Source organism: Nostoc sp. NOS(2021), from assembly GCF_017115025.1.
In the GTDB taxonomy this organism is placed as follows: domain Bacteria; phylum Cyanobacteriota; class Cyanobacteriia; order Cyanobacteriales; family Nostocaceae; genus Nostoc.
In genome coordinates this window covers 1-18,063 of record NZ_JABXKM010000115.1, presented here as the reverse complement: position 1 = coordinate 18,063, position 18,063 = coordinate 1, and the positions used below count along the sequence as shown (strand labels likewise).

Below are 18,063 nucleotides of genomic sequence, written 5' to 3'. Positions count from 1 at the left end.
CCCTCATTCCCCACTCCCCACTCCCCACTCCCGGTTATGGCAAAAATTTTCCCAGTTCATCCGGATAATCCTCAAATTCGCCGAATAGAGGAAATAAAGTCGGCGCTTTTTAGTGGCGCAGTCATGCTTTACCCTACTGATACAGTTTATGCGATCGGTTGTGATTTGAATGCCAAGTCGGCGGTAGAACGAGTGCGGCAAATTAAACAGCTAGCAAATGATAAACCACTGACATTTTTATGTCCCTCGCTTTCAAATGTGGCAACTTATGCCTTCGTAAGTGACACAGCCTATCGAATTATGAAACGCCTGATTCCAGGGCCATACACATTTTTGCTCCCAGCGACTAAGTTAGTACCGCGATTGGTGCAAAGCCCCAAGCGGAAAACTACTGGAATTAGAGTACCAAACCATACTGTGTGTTTGGAATTGCTGGCAGCCTTGGGCAATCCGATTATTTCAACTTCAGCACATCTACCACCAGATGAAGCAGATAATGGCATGATTCGGATAGATCCAGAAATTGTTCAGTCACGGGTAGAGCTATTTGACCGTTTGGACAACTTGGTAGACATAATTATAGACACTGGCGAGGAACCTACATATGAAGTGTCTACCATCTTGGATTTTACGGAAGATCAACCAGTAATTATACGGAGGGGTTTAGGTTGGGAAGCAGCAGCAGCATGGGTATAAGAATTCAACTTCACAGGCGCACCTCTCCGTTTCGGAAATTGTGATAGAAACGACTCCAGTTTTAAAATTGTCATATTTAGAGGCGATGTCTACGACGGACTGTTCGGTGATGTAGTGGATATAACAGGATGGTGGCAACACTTGGCACAGTAAGGTATTTGACAACTTTGAGAAAATGGCGGGTACTTATGTCCCAGCGTCAATGTAGTGGCTTGTGAAAAAAACCGACACATTGCCATAACTATAACTCTTTCGTATTTCCTACAGTTTTATATATGAGCTTTAGATGTGAGCATTACATACGGCAAGTTTTGATGGATGAGTGCCCAAAGATTCACAAGCCAAGGAAGGTCTTGATTGCTGTGTCTGCGTTGTAATTACGGTGCAATACTACTACCTGGAAAAGTCATGAAAGCTAACGTCGTCAATCTACCAAATTCTACACCCATTTTTGAGAACCACTTTTCGACCGAAGAATTTTCAGACAGCAGCAGCGATACCTTGATTGAATTGCTGTGTGAAGAAATGCAAGGGCAAGTGAAAGCAACACCCAAGTGCGTAGAAGCTTTAGCAAAGCGCATAGCCATAGAAGTAGAACGCATTTGCGATAAAAGCTCCCGTATCCAAACATCTGGGGAAATCAAGTCCTGGCAGATTACGTTGGGAAGGCATCGGATGCAAAAGTGCTTACGTTACTACCAACTAGGTTCCAAACAAGGACGGGTGGAATTACATAGCAATTTGGGTGCTATGGTTTACCGTCATGTAACTATATCCGGCTCTGAGTTGGGCTTTGAGGCTCGTTACAGCCTAATTGAAGATTTTTTACAAGCATTTTATATCGAAGCTATCAAAGCTTTCCGCAGAGAAAACGAACTACCTAATGATCACACGCCGCGTACTCAGCTGCAATTAGCTGAATATATGTCCTTTACAGAGCAGTACGCCAAACGCCGGATCAATTTACCTGGTGGTGCAAATCAGCAATTGATTATCTTACGGGCCCAAGGTTTTGCTCGTCGTCAGCCCCAAGAAACTACCGTGGATATTGAAATGGCGGTGGAGTCTGCCAAGGGTGAAGAAGCAGAATCTTACCAGCGTAACTCGGCGGTGCAACAGCTGCGATCGCAAATGATTGCCCAAACTAATTTCGATCCATCTGAAGAGTCAGAACGCGATCGCGTCATCACTGAATTGATGAAATACCTGGAGTCTCAAGGCCAATCTGACTGTATGAACTACCTCAGCTTGAAACTCCAAGACCTCTCAGCCCCAGAAATAGACCAAATTCTCGGTTTAACTAGCCGTCAGCGCGATTATCTCCAACAACGGTTTAAATACCATGTGGAAAAGTTTGCCAAGCAACACCACTGGCAATTGGTACATCAATGGTTAGGCGCAGGTTTAGAGCAAAAGTTGGGTTTATCTTCCCAGCAGTGGGAAATTTTTGTGAATCAACTCACAGAACAGCAACAGCAAATATTACAGTTAAAAACTGCACGGGAAAACGACCAAGCGATCGCCAAAGCCATCAAATGCACCCCCAAACAGTTACAAAAGCGCTGGACTCAACTTTTAGAACTAGCATGGGCTATCCGCAACGGTCATACTGAAGCCCAGACAGGTTAATTTGGGAAGAAATCAGAATCTAAAGTTTCATCAACAGAAAAAGGATAGTCTTGAGGAAAAATAGACAGAGGAAGTCCTGTTTCAATAGATGCTTCTTTTCGAGTGTGTTGGTAACAATTATCAAAAACTTCCGTGTAATAGCATTTTAAGCTAGGACTATCTAAAAACGCTTCTTGTAATCTTTGACGATGTTCATAGATTGTATATAACCAGCTATTTGATCGGTTCTGGGGTTGAAATTTGTATTTGAGAAGGTGCATTAAAAGCTCTCTAAGATTACTCCTTAAAGTATTTTTATCACTTCTCCCCATACTTTCAATTTCTTCAATTAAATTTTCTAACTCTAATTCTAAAAATTTTTTTTAATAAATAAACAGTGTATTCTAACCACAAGTGATAATCTTGTGTATAGAGATTATTGGTTTTAGGAACAGATTGATTGCTCATAATCTTCTCCTTTATGGAATATATAATTTTAACACCACCTCTCTTATTTAAAATTGGGCGTTAGCGTAGCTTACCGCAGGTATTGCCTTTTTTCTTCTTACTTTGCGCCTTTGCGTGAGACAAAAAAGCGTAGGCAAAGCTCGCTGTCCCCAACGAGAAAGCAAGCTACGCAGGCATCGCCTATTTTTTCTTAACTAACTGTCCGTTTCATCGGAATTTCTATCCAGAATTCACTGCCGTTACCAGCTTCCGAAACACACTTGATATTACCGCCGTGTTTTTCCACAATAATTTGGTAGCTAATAGATAACCCCAAACCAGTACCTTGCCCAGGTTGTTTGGTGGTAAAGAAAGGTTCAAAAATGCGCGATCGCATCATCTCTGGAATCCCACAACCATTGTCAGCAATCCAAATCAGAATAGCATTTCCTTCTATGACTTCTGTACGAATCCAAATTTTCGGATTATCAATTATTTTTCCACTAGCTACTGAGTTTTCCAGTGCATCGATCGCATTGTTGAGAATATTCATAAATACCTGATTCATCTGGGCTGCATAGCAGACTACTAGGGGCAATTCACCATATTGCTTAACTACCTCAATAGCAAAAGAATTAGTCTGTGATTGCAGTCGATGTTGTAAAATTAGCAAGGTACTGTCGATGCCTTCATGAAGGTTAATGGCCTTTATTCCTGCTTCGTCAAGTCGAGAAAAAATTCGTAACGACAAGACTAGTTGAGAGATCCGCTCTGCCCCCATCTTCATTGAAGTCAGAATTTTGGGCAAGTCATCAGCAATAAAATCTAAATCCAGTGCTGTTGCTTGCTTTTGAATTTCTCCTGTTAGTTTGGGATACTGTTTCTGATAGAGACGCAGTAATTTGAATAAATTTTCGCTATGTTCAGTAACATAAGTCATGTTACCGTAAATGAAACTAATCGGGTTGTTAATTTCATGTGCTACACCAGCAACTAACTGCCCTAAGCCTGCCATTTTCTCACTTTGAATTAACTGGCTCTGAGTGTACTGTAATTCTTTAAGAGTCTGGGTGATTTCTTGTTTTTGACGTTGAGTTTGTTCGAGTAATTCCGCTTGCTGAAGTCCTACCCCTAACTGAGTACCAATCTGCATCAGCAAATCTACTTCATCTTCTTGCCAATCACGGGGTTTGATATTTTGATAAGCTGCTAGTAATCCCCAGAGTTTCTCACCCTGAAAAATTGGCACAAGAATATATGCCCTAGCCTCCATTAACTCCATTAGGGCAATATAAGGAATAGAATTATCGGTGCTGTAAATATCCTTAATAACAAGAGTTTTACCATGAGCAAAATCTCCGCTTTGGGTTTCTTGCAGGTAATTACCTGCGGCAGCTACGTCCGTCGTAGACATCGCAGGTACAATTTCCCTTACTGGTGTCCAACCTTTGGCTAAAGACTCAGCAACAAATTCGCCACTCCAATCAGCCCCGAATCGATAGATTGTCACTCGATCAACTTCCAATAACCGCCGGACTTCTTCTGTACTGGTGGCAAAGATGGTGTCAATATCAAGAGACTGGCGAATTTTCTCTACTGTTGCGGCTAGGGCCTTCTCTCTTTCGGCTGCTTTCCGTTCTCGTTCGGCGGCCTTAGCCAGTTTTTGGGCTTGCACCTGCATCTGTTTCAATGACTCAGCTTGCTGTAATGCTACCCCCAATTGGACACCAACTTGGGCTAGCAAGTTGATTTCCTCATCTTGCCAATAACGGGGCTGGGAGTTTTGATAAGCTACTAGCAATCCCCACAGCTTTTCGCCCTGAGAAATTGGCACAAAAACTTCATTACGTGCATACTTACCCGCTTGCTTTGCTTGCACAAGAAGGCGTTCCGTCACAGACTGCGGCTTAACCATTGGTGTCCAGCCATCAACAATGGAATCAGCCACAAATTCGCCACTCCAATCAGGATAGAAGCGATAAATTGCGACTCGTTCCACTTCTAATAGCCATCGGACTTCTTGAGTAGTCGTTTTAAAAATGGCTTCAATTTCAAGTGACTGACGAATTTTTTCTACGGTGTTCGCCAATGCTCTTTGCCTTTCAGCAGCTTTGCTGATCTCTGCTGCTTGGTTCTGCATTTGTTGGATAAATTCCGCTTGCTGCAAAGCCACACCTAGTTGGGTGCCCACTTGGGTAAGCAAGTAAACCTCATCTTTTTGCCAATCACGGGTTGCACCGTTCTGGTATACTGCTAGCAAGCCCCAGAGCTTCTGACCGTGGTAAATGGCAATGATCACATAAGCTCTTGCTTGATATATGTCTAAGATTTTAATGTAGCAGTTGCTAAAACCTGCACTGTAAATATCATTACAAACACGGTAAACTTCACACCGACTGAAGCTCCCACCCTCTGTATCTTGTAAATAGGTATCAGCGACTGGGGGTTTAGCTAAATCTTTGGCGCTACATTCGCTGACGTTTTCTAGCAATTCCGGCCGCTGCAACTGCTGCTCCATCAGGGAGATCCAACCCTCTGCCACTGATTCAAACACGAATTCACCACTCCAATCGGGATTGAAACGATAAATAGCCACGCGGTCAGCATTTAGCAGTTGCCTAAGTTCTGCGGTGCTTGTGTGGAAAATGCTTTCCAAGTCTAGGAATTGACGAATTTTCTCAATGGTTATGGCTATGGTTTTCTGCCATTGAGCTGCTTTTTCTCTGGCTTTTGCTTGTGCTAGTTGTGCCGATTGTAGTTTTACTTGTTCCAGGTAATCTGCTTGCTGCAAAGCAACTCCCAGATGTTCGGCAATTAATTGCACAAACTCAATTTCTGATGCTTCCCATTCGCGAGGACTACTACACTGATGAATACACAGCAATCCCCATAAATCTTTACCTTTCATTAAGGGAGCAGTTATATTGGCACGTACCTGAAATCTTTCCAGAATCTGGATGTAGCAATCACTGGCATTAACTTGATAAATATCAGCTATTGCTTTAATCCGACCTTGCTGATATAGTCCTGCGAACTCCTCACTAAAGCAGTGGTCACGCAGTTTGGCTGCTAGTGCCGAACCCCATTCTGCTCCCACATCTTCATAGATAAATTCCCCTTCCCATGCCAATTCGGGATAAAAACGAAACACACTAACCCGATCGGTTTTCAGAAGCTGACGTACTTCAGTGACTGTAATTTTGAAGATGGTGTCTATGTCTAGAGACTCGCGAATGCGGGCAATAACTCTAGACAAAGCTTTTTGTTGGTCATTCTGACGCAGAGAGAATGTCATATCTGAATGAGATTCTTGCTGTTCTGAATTTGGTTCTATGGGTTGAATAGTAGAGGCGTTTTCCATTCCCAGCGGGACTTTAAATATTGAAAGCTTTCTATCTCATGATTCCCGTAGCGATCGCAAAGGTAACAATTATTTCCTTTAAATACCAAAAAAAAACAGTGTAGGGACACGATAATATCGTATCCCTACAAAAATATTTTTCAACCACGAGAAAATTATCGCCGCTTAGGAGTGGCGCTGCGGGTGGTACGCTTCTCTTCATCTCGACGACGGCGATCGCGCCAATCTGCCAGCGTCAAATAACCAATGCCACCAGTGACTACTACGAGCAGCACTACAGCAAATAAAGCCAAAAGATTCAAGAATGGACTTTCCACCATGCCTCTAAAGTCCGTTACGTCCCCAAACTACCATTGCAATTGACCAAGTGAACACAACTAACAGTGATACCCAACCTAGTGTCAAAATCTCCATATTCTCACTTTTCAAATAATTACAAAAGGTTTCTAATATTTATCATAGTTCCAAATCTCACACTCAAATATAGTCAGACGTTTGAGATTTAGGTTTAACCTACCCCAAGTTCAGGATGGACATCCTTGGATATTGGCATTAGTCGCCTTGGATGTACTACCAGACATCCCCTATCCCTTGACGGGATTACGTTTTTTATTGATTAAGGTCTTCTTAATCAGTCTGAGGTGGCAGATTACTGCTCTCAATAGAGATTATAGCCGTTTATTGGCTATATCTGAATAGATTTTGTTTAAAGTTTTCTAATACTCGGAAAGGGCAGGCTGAGATTTTTTTATCAATGACATTGTAAGTTTTGCGTGCGATGTCTACGACGGGCTGTTCGGTGACGCAAAGGAGACACCATCTTTTCTTGGTACGCTAGTACTTTACGTAATAATGAAAACTAATATAAAAAAGTAGCGATCGCGCTTTTCCCTTTGATGGTTTGGGAATACTAGGGTTATGGGTATATATTTCAAATCCAGCAACCCCTAGTATCATGCCGACATTTTTCAATTATCCTTTCCACTCTGACGGTTTTATTCCCCACGGGCATTGTTATCTCTGGCAAACTGGATTAGTTTGGCTTCACATTATTTCTGATGCCACCATCGCTCTTGCCTATTATTCTATTCCCTTCCTACTAATTTACTTTATTTCCAAGCGTAAAGACGTTCCTTTCAATGGAGTCTTTGTATTATTTGGTGCTTTTATCATTGTCTGCGGTACTGGACACTTGATGGAAATTTGGACGCTTTGGCATCCAGACTATTGGATTGCAGGTGCTTTAAAAGCTCTAACTGCCATTATTTCGATATACACGGCATTTGCGTTATTTTATCTCATGCCTCAAGCTCTGACTCTACCCAGCCCAGCCCAGTTAGAAGTTATCAATCGAGCGCTTTCAATTGAAATTGTAGAGCGCAAGCGCATCGAGAAAGAACTACGCCTTGCAGAAGAAATCGCTCAAAACTCCAGCCAAGCCAAGAGTGAATTTCTCGCCAATATGAGTCATGAACTACGCACACCCCTCAACGGCATCCTGGGCTTTACACAAATCCTCCAACGCACAGAATCTTTGAGTGAGAAAGGACGCAAAGGAGTCAGCATAATTTACCAATGTGGTTCCCATCTTTTAACCCTGATTAATGATATTCTCGATCTCTCCAAAATAGAAGCTCGGAAACTGGAATTACATCCTGTTGATTTCTACTTACCTGCCTTTATAGATAGTGTGACTGAAATTTGCCGCATCCGGGCAGAACAAAAGGTGATCGCATTTCACGTCCAACTCGATCCTGATTTGCCAACGGGTATTCATGCTGATGAAAAACGCTTGCGGCAAGTACTGATTAACTTGCTTGGTAATGCTATTAAATTTACTCTTCAAGGCAGTGTCACCTTCAAAGTTCAGGTCATTGGTCAAGAATCAAATGCTAATGGACAGACTAGCTACCAAATTCGCTTTGAAGTAATAGATACCGGCACGGGTATAATTCCTGAAGAAGCTGAGAAAATCTTCCAGCCCTTTGAGCAAGTAGGAAATCAGAAACGACAATCTGAAGGTACAGGCTTGGGATTAGCAATCAGCCAAAAAATTGTTTTGTTGATGGGTGGTGAAATTCAGGTGCAAAGTACCTTATGCAAAGGTAGCACTTTCTGGTTTGAGGCAAAATTGCCAGAATCTAAAGACTGGGCAAAGATTTCCAGAGTGGTTGAGCAAGGAACCATTATTGGTTATCAAGGACAAAGGCGCACCATTTTGATTGCGGATGACAGATGGGAAAACCGAGCGGTAATTGTAAATTTACTAGAGCCAGTTGGGTTTACTGTTGTAGAAGCTAGTCAGGGTCAGGAAGGATGGGAACAGGCTCTAGCGCACAAACCAGACTTGATTATCACTGACCTAGTAATGCCTATATTGGATGGATTTGAGTTGATCAATCGTTTGCGTCAGTCTGAGCAATTTCAAGAGGTTGCGATCATCGCTTCGTCAGCCAGTGTGTTTGCAGCCGACCAGCACAAGAGTATTGATGTAGGTGCAGATGCATTTCTACCAAAGCCTGTAGAAGCTGAAACGCTGCTGGAAATGGTACGGCAATTTTTGCACCTAGAATGGATTTTTGACGGTAAGGTAGATGCAATTAAAAAAAACCAGGCAGAAGGTTTGGATCAATCAAATGAGATGATTTCTCCTGCCAACGAGGTTTTACAAGAGTTACTCGAACTCGCACAAGACGGCGATATTCAAAAAGTTTTGGAACTGGCTCAACAACTTTCTGCATCTGATGAGCGACTAAGCATTTTTGCCGAGCAACTTGTCCAGCTTGCGAGTAATTTCCAACTCAAACGTTTGGAAACTTTTATTCAACAATACATCAATTAATTGGAGTTGAATTTCACTTTTAAATCCATCATGAACAAGAATCTAAATACCGGATTTATTTTGATTGTGGATGATAATCCGACAAATTTATCTGTCCTGTCTGAAGCGCTCAATAGTGAGGGTTTTCGTTTCCGTGTTGCAGTCGATGGAGAAAGCGCGATCGCTCAAGCCGAACGCAATCAACCAGAGTTGATTTTGCTGGATGTACAAATGCCAGGTATTGACGGATTTGAAACTTGTCGTCGCCTCAAAGCCAATCCTGTTACCCAAAACATTCCGATTATTTTCACCACTGCTTTAGCAGATACGGAGAACAAAACGAAGGGATTTTCCCTTGGTGCAGTAGACTATATCCCTAAACCGTTTGCACAAGAGGAAGTCATTGCTAGAGTGCGCGTGCATTTACAACTCAAACAATTGACTGAATCTTTGGAACAACAAGTCAGCGATCGCACCAAGGCTTTGCAACAAGCCCAAGTCCAACTAGTGCAGCAAGAGAAACTATCAACACTCGGAGAGTTAATTGCTGGTATTGGTCATGAAATCAATAACCCCATTAACTTTATTTCTAGCAATATTTCACCCTTGCAAGAATACATTGCAGGAATAACCGAGTTGCTCCTACTGTATGAAAAAGAGTATCCAAACCCAACAGCCAAAATTACCACTGCTATTGAGGACTTGGATCTGAACTTTGTTCTCGAAGATATGCCAAAAATCTTGAACTCACTCCAGGTAGGAAGTGAACGAATTAGCAACATTTCTAATTCACTCCGCAACTTCTGTCGCTCGGATAGTGATGTCAAAATATCTGCTGATTTACACCAAGGACTAGATAGTACACTAATGATTTTGCAGCACCGCCTCAATGCTAATGGCGATCGTCCCCGCATTGAAGTTATTAAAAGTTATGGAGTATTACCAGAGGTTAGTTGCTATCTAGGGCAGATGAATCAAGTATTTATGAACATTCTGGCAAACGCAGTTGATGCCCTTGATGAAGCTATAATGCAAGGCAAAAAGAGCAATCTAGTTCCTCGGATTCAAATTGCAACAGAAATAGATTCTGAACAATTGGCTGTAATTCGGATTGCTGACAATGGGATTGGTGTTCCTGAACGGCTTAAAAAACGCTTGTTTGAGCCGTTGTTTACCACAAAAAACGTTGGCAAAGGCACTGGACTTGGCTTGTCGATAGCCTATGAAATAGTTGTAGAGAAACACAAAGGTGTTTTACATGTGAATTCTCAAGCAGGTGTGGGAACCGAGTTTATCATCAAAATTCCCATAGAATAGCAGCATTTAATTAATTACAAAACTGCTCTAGCATTTATCATACTGGAAACTGGGGAATAATTTTCCCAATACCCAATCTCTAATTTCTATATCGAGTGAACGCAACTTTAGATCCTCAATTAATGGCAGAACGCCTAGAATCTCTCAAAGCTGGAATAGTTGGGGGTTTTTCCCTATTTTCTACCTTCGCAATTGCGAGTATGTTAAATACTTTAGTACTGGCAAAATATTTTCAGACACTCGCAAGTCTGCAAAGTGATGTTAATTGGCACTTGTTGGTGAGTGGTGCAGTTGCAAGTTTTACTGGTTTCCTATTTGGTGTCACTTACCGCTATATCATCCGCTCTGATAAAAATCCTCAACTCAAAGCTGGCGGTGTGCTGGCGTTTGGCTTGGTGCGAGGATTAACTCAGATAGAACTTGGGTGGAATTCTCATAGCACAATTTTGCCTTTTTTGGTATTGGCTTTTGAAAGTGTATTGTGGTTTGGAATCGCTGCAATCGCTCTTGATATCGCTATTCAAATCCGTTGGGTTAAACCTTTTTCATCAATCTAAATTCCCCTTCCCTAAGTTCTTGTTTACTGAAGTGGAGAAAATGACTATAAAATTTGTCTTTCAGCATCGTAGGGGCGCACAGATGTGCTTCCCTACAGGGGGTTGTGGTTCAAATAGATGAAATAGGCTGTAAACATTACGATTCTGTAGTATAATTAATACAATAATATTACGATGTGGTTGTGTAAGTTTAAAAAAATACGTATAAATAATCACGAGCATTAGTTATCAATCTCTATTACCTAAAGTGAAAACTAAAATATCCCACTATTATCTGATAATCGATCTGGAGGCTACGTGCTGTAACAGTGGGACTATTCCCCGTCACGAAATGGAAATCATCGAAATCGGTGCCGTGATGCTCAATAGAGCAACGTGGGAAATTGATTCCGAGTTTCAGCAATTCATTCAACCTGTAAGACATCCCCATCTGACAGGTTTTTGTACCGAATTGACTAGTATTCAGCAGCAAGATGTTGACGAAGCACCAAAATTTATAGAGGCAATTTCTCGCTTCAAAGAATGGATTTATTCATTTCCCAATCATATTTTTTGTTCTTGGGGCAATTACGACAAAAAGCAATTTATTCAAGATTGCGCGTTTCATAATTTCCCTTATCCTTTTACTTCAGAACACATAAATATCAAAGAGGAATTTTCAGAATATCTTGGCGTGTCTAAAAAATTTGGCATGGCACAGGCTCTTAATCAGTTGGGAATAGAATTAAAAGGCACACATCATCGTGGCATTGATGATGCCCGCAACATTGCAGCTATCTACAGACAGATTAAAACTAAAAAACTAAGCTGAATAAGTAGGTGGACAAAAATATTTACTGTCATTGCGTACTCCTTTGGAGAACCCAAAGGGTACGAAGTGTTCGCGGAGCGTCTCCAAGAGTTACAATCCCAAATCCTTAATTTTGTTTCGGCAACAGCATTCATACACAAAAACTGCTTTAGAAAAAGAGGAATATATGTAAGGTTTTCGCTTAGGTTCTATTTTCGGGTTTGAAATCCGAATAGACTTGTCCTACCTAACTAAAGGGATTTTTGGAGGAATTTTTTTGATTGCTGGGTGAGTATTCAGAGCAATTAATCGCTTCTTTTGTGAGAACAATAGAAGGGTTTGCTGCACATTTTAGATAATGATTATTTGAATAAAAACGACAGTTTTTACAGGGAACTTTGTGTAAAGCATTGATGGAAAAAACCATTTTATCATCTAAAAATGCTCGGAGTTTTGGCAATATTATGAAAAAACCGATCCAACAAATTATAAATCCAACAGGAGATAAAGATATCGCTATATCAGGAATAGTTAATTCATACGTTGGTGGTTGCTCCTTTTTTACTTCACTCAGGATTACGTGATGTAAATTACTATTGGCTGCGACAGTTTTTTGCAACATTTGATCATGATACATATTATTTACCTTTTGCTATATGTCTTTAGTGCCTTGATTTTTGATGGCCGAGTAACTAACTAGTAATTTGGAAAAACAAGAATTAGGTTAATAACACTATTTGGTTTAAAATATCGTTTTTTGACAAAGAATATTCAGCAAAAAAAATTATAACCAAGACTTGATTTTACGTTAATCATGACAAATTTAAAAATCTTCCATCTTGAAGATGTAGATATCAAAAAATGTGGAGCAATAAAGGTATTTATGAATTAGGTTTATTTAGCTGTATTTTAATTACCTAAAAATCACTACACAGTTTTCAGTAACTCAAAGTTTAATGTTGACAAGGTTTTAATTATAGGTTTAGCAAAATAAAACTTCAGCTATATCTGTCAAGAGTTTTGCTTGTTATTTTAAGTTATATACCCAAGGGAATAAATTAGATAATGAACTTATAAGTAGATATTTTTATGTTAAAATACATGTAAGGGTATTTTTAAAATTTTCTAGACATTAAAGCTATGTAACTTTTAATTTATATTTATTACAAAAGTTTTAAATGCAATTATTTTTGCGTTGGCAGCTTATATAGTAGAGGGTTTTCGCGCTCAGATGGGGCTTTGGGAGTGCGTTCATTGGCCTCATGTCTTGGCAGTGATTAATTCTATTCTCTTGAGTATTTTTGCTCGAATTACTTGAAAACTAAGGTAGGATATGTATTTGGCTTGATTGGGCTGCAAAACAACAGTACATGAGCGGATTACAAGCCAAATAATATTGATTTTGAGGCTACAATTTATGATAAGGTTTTGGCGAAAAACAATAGTTTTTTTCTTCACAACAATTGTGCTGACAATTCTGCTAATTTCTCATGAACCAGTACTAATAGCTGAGGCACAATCTTCTACACCAACACCAACGGCTGCTAGGTCGTTTCCCCCTGTAGCTTATCCTAATAGGGCACTAAGTGCTTACCCCGCACAGCTAGCACCATTGCCTTATGCTTATGGGGCACTAGGAAAAGCTATTGATGCTGAAACGATGAAATTGCATCATGACGCACACCATGCTAGCTACGTCAAGAACTTAAATGATGCATTGAAGCAGTATCCAGATTTGCAAAAAAGAAGTGTTGAAGCTTTACTAGTGGATTTGAACAGCGTACCTGAAGATATTCGGACAAAGGTACGTAATAACGCTGGCGGTCACCTCAACCACACGATTTTTTGGCAACTGATGAGTCCCGAAGGTGGTGGACAACCATCGGGAGCGATCGCTCAAGAAATTAACCAAACTTTTGGCAGTTTTGATGCCTTTAAAAAACAGTTTAACGCAGCGGGTGCCGCTCGCTTCGGTAGTGGTTGGGTTTGGCTAGTACGCAATCCTCAAAATCAACTCCAGATTGTGACCACAGCAAATCAGGATAGTCCGATTATGGACGGTTCATATCCGATTATGGGTAATGATCTGTGGGAACACGCTTATTACCTAAAATATCGCAACCGTCGTGCTGAGTATTTGAATAATTGGTGGAATGTAGTGAATTGGCCCCAGATTAACAGGCGATACCTTTCCTTCCCTACGGGACACCCCGCGAACGGAACGCTACGCGAACGGTAAGCTTCTCTACGAGAGGCTGCGCGTAGCTTGCTTCCCCGGAGGGGTACGCGATCGCACCTCTCATCACAACAGCCTGGTTAGCAACACTATCAAGAACGTAAAACCGCTGATAGAAATCTATACAAAGCTACCTCCATAGGTAGCTTTGTTTTAGGTGGGGTCTAAATCCCCTTATTATGTAACATAATTACGAATTACGAATTTTTAAAGACCGCTGTTTGTAACTGACTATAGATAGTAGAACAATTAGCAATACAAGCGCTTTGATCATTGATGGCTCCACTACCTTCTTCACTTCCGTAGGGGTTTTAGGAGTAACATTACATGGAATCTCAATGATCTGTGTGTGATCAGAACCATTAACACTGGGAGTCAGATCGCATTCGCCTTTGCTGGTGAGAGACAAAGGTGTATGTGGAGGTGTAAGTATAGGTGGAGGTGTAGGTGTAGGTGTAGGTGTAGGTGTAGGTGTAGGTATATTTCCTGAAGAAACAGATGTTTGAGCTGAAGAACTATCCCCATTTAGTAGTAGAAGCAGAATTAAAGCAAGACCCCCAATTCCGATTATTGGCCAGAGTGGAAAGGAATCAGAACTGTCTTGTACCAAAACATCTCCCACCGAGTCAGGGAAAGTATCGAATCCCATAGTTTCTCCCTCCAACGCTACTGGATTGTCACTCAGCAAACTATCTCCTGTAATATCTTCTCCTAAGAGCTGATTCAATTCCTGTGGAATCCCATTATTGGGGCGTCCGAGTTCCCCACCATCTTCGGAGTATGGAAAGGATAGTACTTCAAAAATACTCTGTTGGAGTTGGTTCTGATCTCCAGAACTCAACGCCTCCAAGCCTGTAGAGATTTTATTTAAATAAAAATTCGTCATCTCTGGCGACAGACCTAAAGATTGAATTTGCTCCTTAATGTTGGGAATTTTTGAGGCCTCCTCAAACAGCAGTCGTCCATATGACAATTTCAAGTCTATTAATCCATTACGGAGGCTGACCGAGTTATTGACTCCTGAGTATGGTGACCAGTAGAACTGCTTGGTTACAAGTCCGAGTCCTTCTACTGGGTTGCGACCAAAGGGTTGTCCAAGAAGGTATTGAGATCCATCCATAATTGCGGGGGATTCGTTTCTCCAAAATGAGGCGAAAGGCACCGCAGAGAGATTCGGATTGTTACCGTAAAAGCTAGCGAAATTCTGGAAGTTTTTCTCCCCACCAGCTGCTTGTATCAGGAGGTTTTGATAGCTAGTCCCGTCGTTTAAATCAACTAATTGCTGAATTACCGATCCAGTTTTATTGCAGCTCAGACCAAATCCCACATCACATGCCGGAATTACTCGCATCTGGCTCAGATTCTGGTTATTGATTTGGTACTGGAGATACTCAGACTCCAGTCCTTGTTGGATACCATAGCGTCCAATATTTAGCTGTGCAAAAGCAGACTGATATGTAGTGAGTACTACTGCAACAGATGAGAATGCGATGGTCGCAAAGCGAACCGCCTTCTGTACGAGAGGTTCCGCGAACGGCATCGCAATTTTTTGAATAATTGATTTAGGCAAGATGCACCTCCACTAAACGACAGCAATTTAATTAGGTATTGGCTATTGGGCATTGGGCATGGGGCATTAGGCATTCTCCTTGTCCCCCTTGTCTCCCACCCTCCGGGAAGCTAAAGCTAAATCTCCCCCAGTCTTTTTCTTCTCTACGAGAGGCTCCGCGTAGCTTGCTTCCCTGTAAGGGTACAATGCGTGAATTTTGAATTGATTTCTCCCCACTCCCCAATTCAACTCTTAGGTAAATAAATGTTGATCGTGATTCCGGTACCTTTGAGATTTCCTGATGAGAGTGTGTGATATAAGACCAATGCCCGGTTTGGTTGGTCGAAAAGAAACCCACGACGCGTGGGTTTGATCTTCCCTTGCTTTACTAAGGAAACGAAGGCTTCTAAATACCTACGTATACCTTGACGGTTCTCTTGACTAGTATTCATATGGCGCTCAATCAGCATCATAAAGAAGTCCAAGCTACGATTTTCCTGCCCCTGAATCAGATTGCCCTCATCTAGGAAAGAACTTGCTATGAGCCTGCTATCAACTTGTTTAACCTTAAACAGAGTAAAGTAACGCCCTTCTTTTTTAGGATCGTTCGCATAACAGACCCAAGAACCCTCTTGATTCTGTGTAAACCCCTGTTCAGCAAGGTAAGAAAGCAAAGAATTACTTGCCTTGGTTTGTGGTGGAGGTAATAAATCCTCAATGGGATCTAAAGAACAAATCCTCTGCGTTGTTTTCCGTTGAGAAGCAGCAGGAACCTTCTGAGTATAAACACGTAGAGGTGGAACATCAGACATTGCCATACTAGACATCGCAGCCAATGCAGATACTTGGAGAACGATCGCTCCAAACAAACGAACAATAATATTCATGTTTTTCCTGTTACTCTTGCTAAGGTTGTTAATATTTGAGTCGTTACTAAATCAGGATTGATCTAGCAGTCCTAAATCATTTGTTAAATTTAAGTGGTTGCCTCATTTGGTCGAGGGTAGGCTAAGTTTTCACCAATCAAATAGGGCTTTTATATATAGGTAACTAAGCACAAAGAGAATCAATATCTAAATAAAACACACAATATTAATGTCTTATTGCCAAGACAAATTGGGCTTTTTGATATTTTTACATATACAAAAAAACAATTGACATCGTGTCAAAACTTTTCTATTTACTCTTGTCTAATTTTTAGCCATTATTAAAAGGTTTTTACACCTTCCTAGCTGGCTTTCATAATTTCTAAAAAAGGGCTTTGTTAGCTATTTACTACCTTATATAAGCAGAGTTTCAAAAGCTCTGTGCTTTGCACGTTGGCGCTTTTGTTGATTTCCTGGGTGGGTTGAATAATTTTTTGTTTTTTGGAGGCAGCACACCTAACTAGCTGTTTCAGCATGGTTACAACTTGATGTATAAAATAATATCTCCTGACAGTAAAATAATATTACCATGAGCTTGAGACATGCAACAGTATTGTGGACAGTTGTCAAAGTTGTACACTGTGAATTGTAACCACCTCTTTATTAAATTTCATGGCAAATAGCTGAGAGCCAAAGTCAATCTATTTACACATCACTAGTATTTGAGAACTTAATACTATTATTCTTAAATTCATAAATTTATGTCTTAAATATAACGTAACTGTCAATCAAAACACGTATAAGCAATATACTCTGATCACTAACCCAAGTCTCTTTAATTATGCTGCCGAGCGATGTCTACGACGGGCTACGCCTACGCATCAAACAAAGTTAAATTAGTTTACTAAGTATAAAATTTACGATTTAGCTAGCTGTTGTTGCCACAGACCTTATAAGCGTCTAAGGCTCACATTCCCAACTTGTCTAAGTGTTTGGGGCTATATATTGTCACTACGAAAGAATATGTCCTTAAATTGGCTCCGTAGATAGAGAAATATCCTGAGCAAAGGTGGTATATTTACAAGTTTCACTAGTAACAATTGTTGACTAAAATTAAGAGATTAACTTGGTATTTTTACAAGCCTTGGCAGTATGAATGTGGAATTTTTTAACAGGATTCCTTTGATGCCTTTAGTATTACTCTTATTGGCTTACACTCTCCTGGGATGGTATCTTGCTGCTAATCATATTATTTGGTTAGTGGGAGCTTTTGTCGCTGCTATGGTTATAGCTGTAGTGCGAAAGAGTATTTCTTGGTTAGAGCGTTTAGTTGAATTTGGCTCTCAGACCTTAATTGTCATATTATTTTTAAGTATATCAATTGCTTTAGTAGCAACTTGGTCAATATTATTCAGCCTTTTTCTGATCCCCTTAGCAACTACGCTTTTAGGTGATTTGGAAATGCGTTTTTCTGGCTTCAACAAGCTAGATTCATTTTGGGTTTTAACAGTCATAGCGGTATTGGGTTTGATAGTGGGCGAATTAATCGATATTCTACTTTTTCCCAGTAACAGATACTAAAGGATTAGCATTAATAATAAAAATAAATTTGTATTATTAATAAATTAATTATGTCCGTATATATGTAGCTTTATACCCTAATTTATTCTTAAAAAATTAAACTTAATGCCAAGGAATTACCAGAGAATAAGACTTTGGAATAGGGGTGAATGGCACTAAGAAAAGCTCTAAGCTATACAGGATAAGCGCTACAGATTTTAAAGCTATTAAACAGTGTCGGGACGGGGCAGGCGA

Annotated in this window: 16 protein-coding genes; 9 read left to right on the top strand and 7 right to left on the bottom strand. The window is 40.6% G+C overall.

Features of this window, described 5'->3' with window-relative positions:
* The first annotated feature begins 36 nt into the window (after positions 1-36).
* Together HWQ41_RS14600 and HWQ41_RS14595 are read left to right on the top strand one after the other, a co-directional pair.
* A complete protein-coding gene (locus HWQ41_RS14600; RefSeq protein ID WP_292763801.1) occupies positions 37-696 on the top strand; it encodes an L-threonylcarbamoyladenylate synthase in 660 nt (219 codons plus the stop codon).
* A 408-nt stretch (positions 697-1,104) separates the two neighbouring features.
* Entirely contained in the window at positions 1,105-2,325 is a 1,221-nt protein-coding gene (locus HWQ41_RS14595) for a HetZ-related protein (RefSeq protein ID WP_292763795.1), read from the top strand.
* Here HWQ41_RS14595 and HWQ41_RS14590 read toward each other — a convergent pair.
* The 4 genes from HWQ41_RS14590 to petN all read right to left on the bottom strand — a co-directional run bounded on the left by HWQ41_RS14590 (position 2,322) and on the right by petN (position 6,526).
* A complete protein-coding gene (locus tag HWQ41_RS14590; protein WP_334781361.1) occupies positions 2,322-2,636 on the bottom strand; it encodes a DUF29 domain-containing protein in 315 nt (104 codons plus the stop codon). The genes HWQ41_RS14595 and HWQ41_RS14590 overlap by 4 nt on opposite strands.
* A 326-nt stretch (positions 2,637-2,962) precedes the next feature.
* Positions 2,963-6,112 (bottom strand): GAF domain-containing protein, encoded by a 3,150-nt coding sequence (locus HWQ41_RS14585; protein ID WP_292763793.1) that lies wholly within the window; start codon positions 6,110-6,112, stop codon positions 2,963-2,965.
* Between the two features lie 155 nt (positions 6,113-6,267).
* Entirely contained in the window at positions 6,268-6,432 is a 165-nt protein-coding gene (locus tag HWQ41_RS14580) for a hypothetical protein (RefSeq protein ID WP_292763803.1), read from the bottom strand.
* Positions 6,433-6,436: 4 nt separating this feature from the next.
* Positions 6,437-6,526 carry a cytochrome b6-f complex subunit PetN gene (gene petN, locus HWQ41_RS14575; protein WP_012408302.1) on the bottom strand — a complete coding sequence of 30 codons (90 nt, stop codon included), beginning with the start codon at positions 6,524-6,526 and terminating at the stop codon, positions 6,437-6,439.
* An 81-nt stretch (positions 6,527-6,607) separates the two neighbouring features.
* On the opposite strand from petN, the gene HWQ41_RS14570 reads away from it, so the two are divergent.
* The 5 genes from HWQ41_RS14570 (at position 6,608) to HWQ41_RS14550 (ending at position 11,618) form a co-directional block, all read left to right on the top strand.
* Positions 6,608-6,811 carry a hypothetical protein gene (locus HWQ41_RS14570; protein WP_292763791.1) on the top strand — a complete coding sequence of 68 codons (204 nt, stop codon included), beginning with the start codon at positions 6,608-6,610 and terminating at the stop codon, positions 6,809-6,811.
* A gap of 256 nt (positions 6,812-7,067) precedes the next feature.
* On the top strand, positions 7,068-8,954 hold the full coding sequence (locus HWQ41_RS14565; protein WP_292763788.1) for an ATP-binding protein: 1,887 nt from the start codon (positions 7,068-7,070) through the stop codon (positions 8,952-8,954).
* 30 nt (positions 8,955-8,984) lie between these two features.
* Positions 8,985-10,250 carry a response regulator gene (locus HWQ41_RS14560; protein ID WP_292763785.1) on the top strand — a complete coding sequence of 422 codons (1,266 nt, stop codon included), beginning with the start codon at positions 8,985-8,987 and terminating at the stop codon, positions 10,248-10,250.
* A gap of 122 nt (positions 10,251-10,372) precedes the next feature.
* Positions 10,373-10,807 carry a hypothetical protein gene (locus tag HWQ41_RS14555; RefSeq protein ID WP_292763799.1) on the top strand — a complete coding sequence of 145 codons (435 nt, stop codon included), beginning with the start codon at positions 10,373-10,375 and terminating at the stop codon, positions 10,805-10,807.
* A gap of 259 nt (positions 10,808-11,066) precedes the next feature.
* Positions 11,067-11,618 (top strand): 3'-5' exonuclease, encoded by a 552-nt coding sequence (locus HWQ41_RS14550; protein WP_292763797.1) that lies wholly within the window; start codon positions 11,067-11,069, stop codon positions 11,616-11,618.
* Positions 11,619-11,844: 226 nt separating this feature from the next.
* Here HWQ41_RS14550 and HWQ41_RS14545 read toward each other — a convergent pair whose 3' ends face one another.
* Complete coding sequence (locus HWQ41_RS14545) at positions 11,845-12,234, bottom strand: hypothetical protein (protein WP_292763781.1); 390 nt, start codon at positions 12,232-12,234, stop codon at positions 11,845-11,847.
* 780 nt (positions 12,235-13,014) lie between these two features.
* On the opposite strand from HWQ41_RS14545, the gene HWQ41_RS14540 reads away from it, so the two are divergent.
* On the top strand, positions 13,015-13,836 hold the full coding sequence (locus HWQ41_RS14540; protein WP_292763778.1) for a superoxide dismutase: 822 nt from the start codon (positions 13,015-13,017) through the stop codon (positions 13,834-13,836).
* A 187-nt stretch (positions 13,837-14,023) separates the two neighbouring features.
* On the opposite strand, the gene HWQ41_RS14535 is transcribed toward HWQ41_RS14540, so the two are convergent.
* Together HWQ41_RS14535 and HWQ41_RS14530 are read right to left on the bottom strand one after the other, a co-directional pair.
* A complete protein-coding gene (locus tag HWQ41_RS14535; RefSeq protein WP_292763775.1) occupies positions 14,024-15,403 on the bottom strand; it encodes a hypothetical protein in 1,380 nt (459 codons plus the stop codon).
* 224 nt (positions 15,404-15,627) lie between these two features.
* Positions 15,628-16,269 (bottom strand): hypothetical protein, encoded by a 642-nt coding sequence (locus HWQ41_RS14530; protein ID WP_292763772.1) that lies wholly within the window; start codon positions 16,267-16,269, stop codon positions 15,628-15,630.
* 1,131 nt (positions 16,270-17,400) lie between these two features.
* Here HWQ41_RS14530 and HWQ41_RS14525 point away from each other — a divergent pair.
* A complete protein-coding gene (locus tag HWQ41_RS14525; RefSeq protein ID WP_292763769.1) occupies positions 17,401-17,829 on the top strand; it encodes a hypothetical protein in 429 nt (142 codons plus the stop codon).
* The last annotated feature ends 234 nt before the right edge of the window (positions 17,830-18,063 follow it).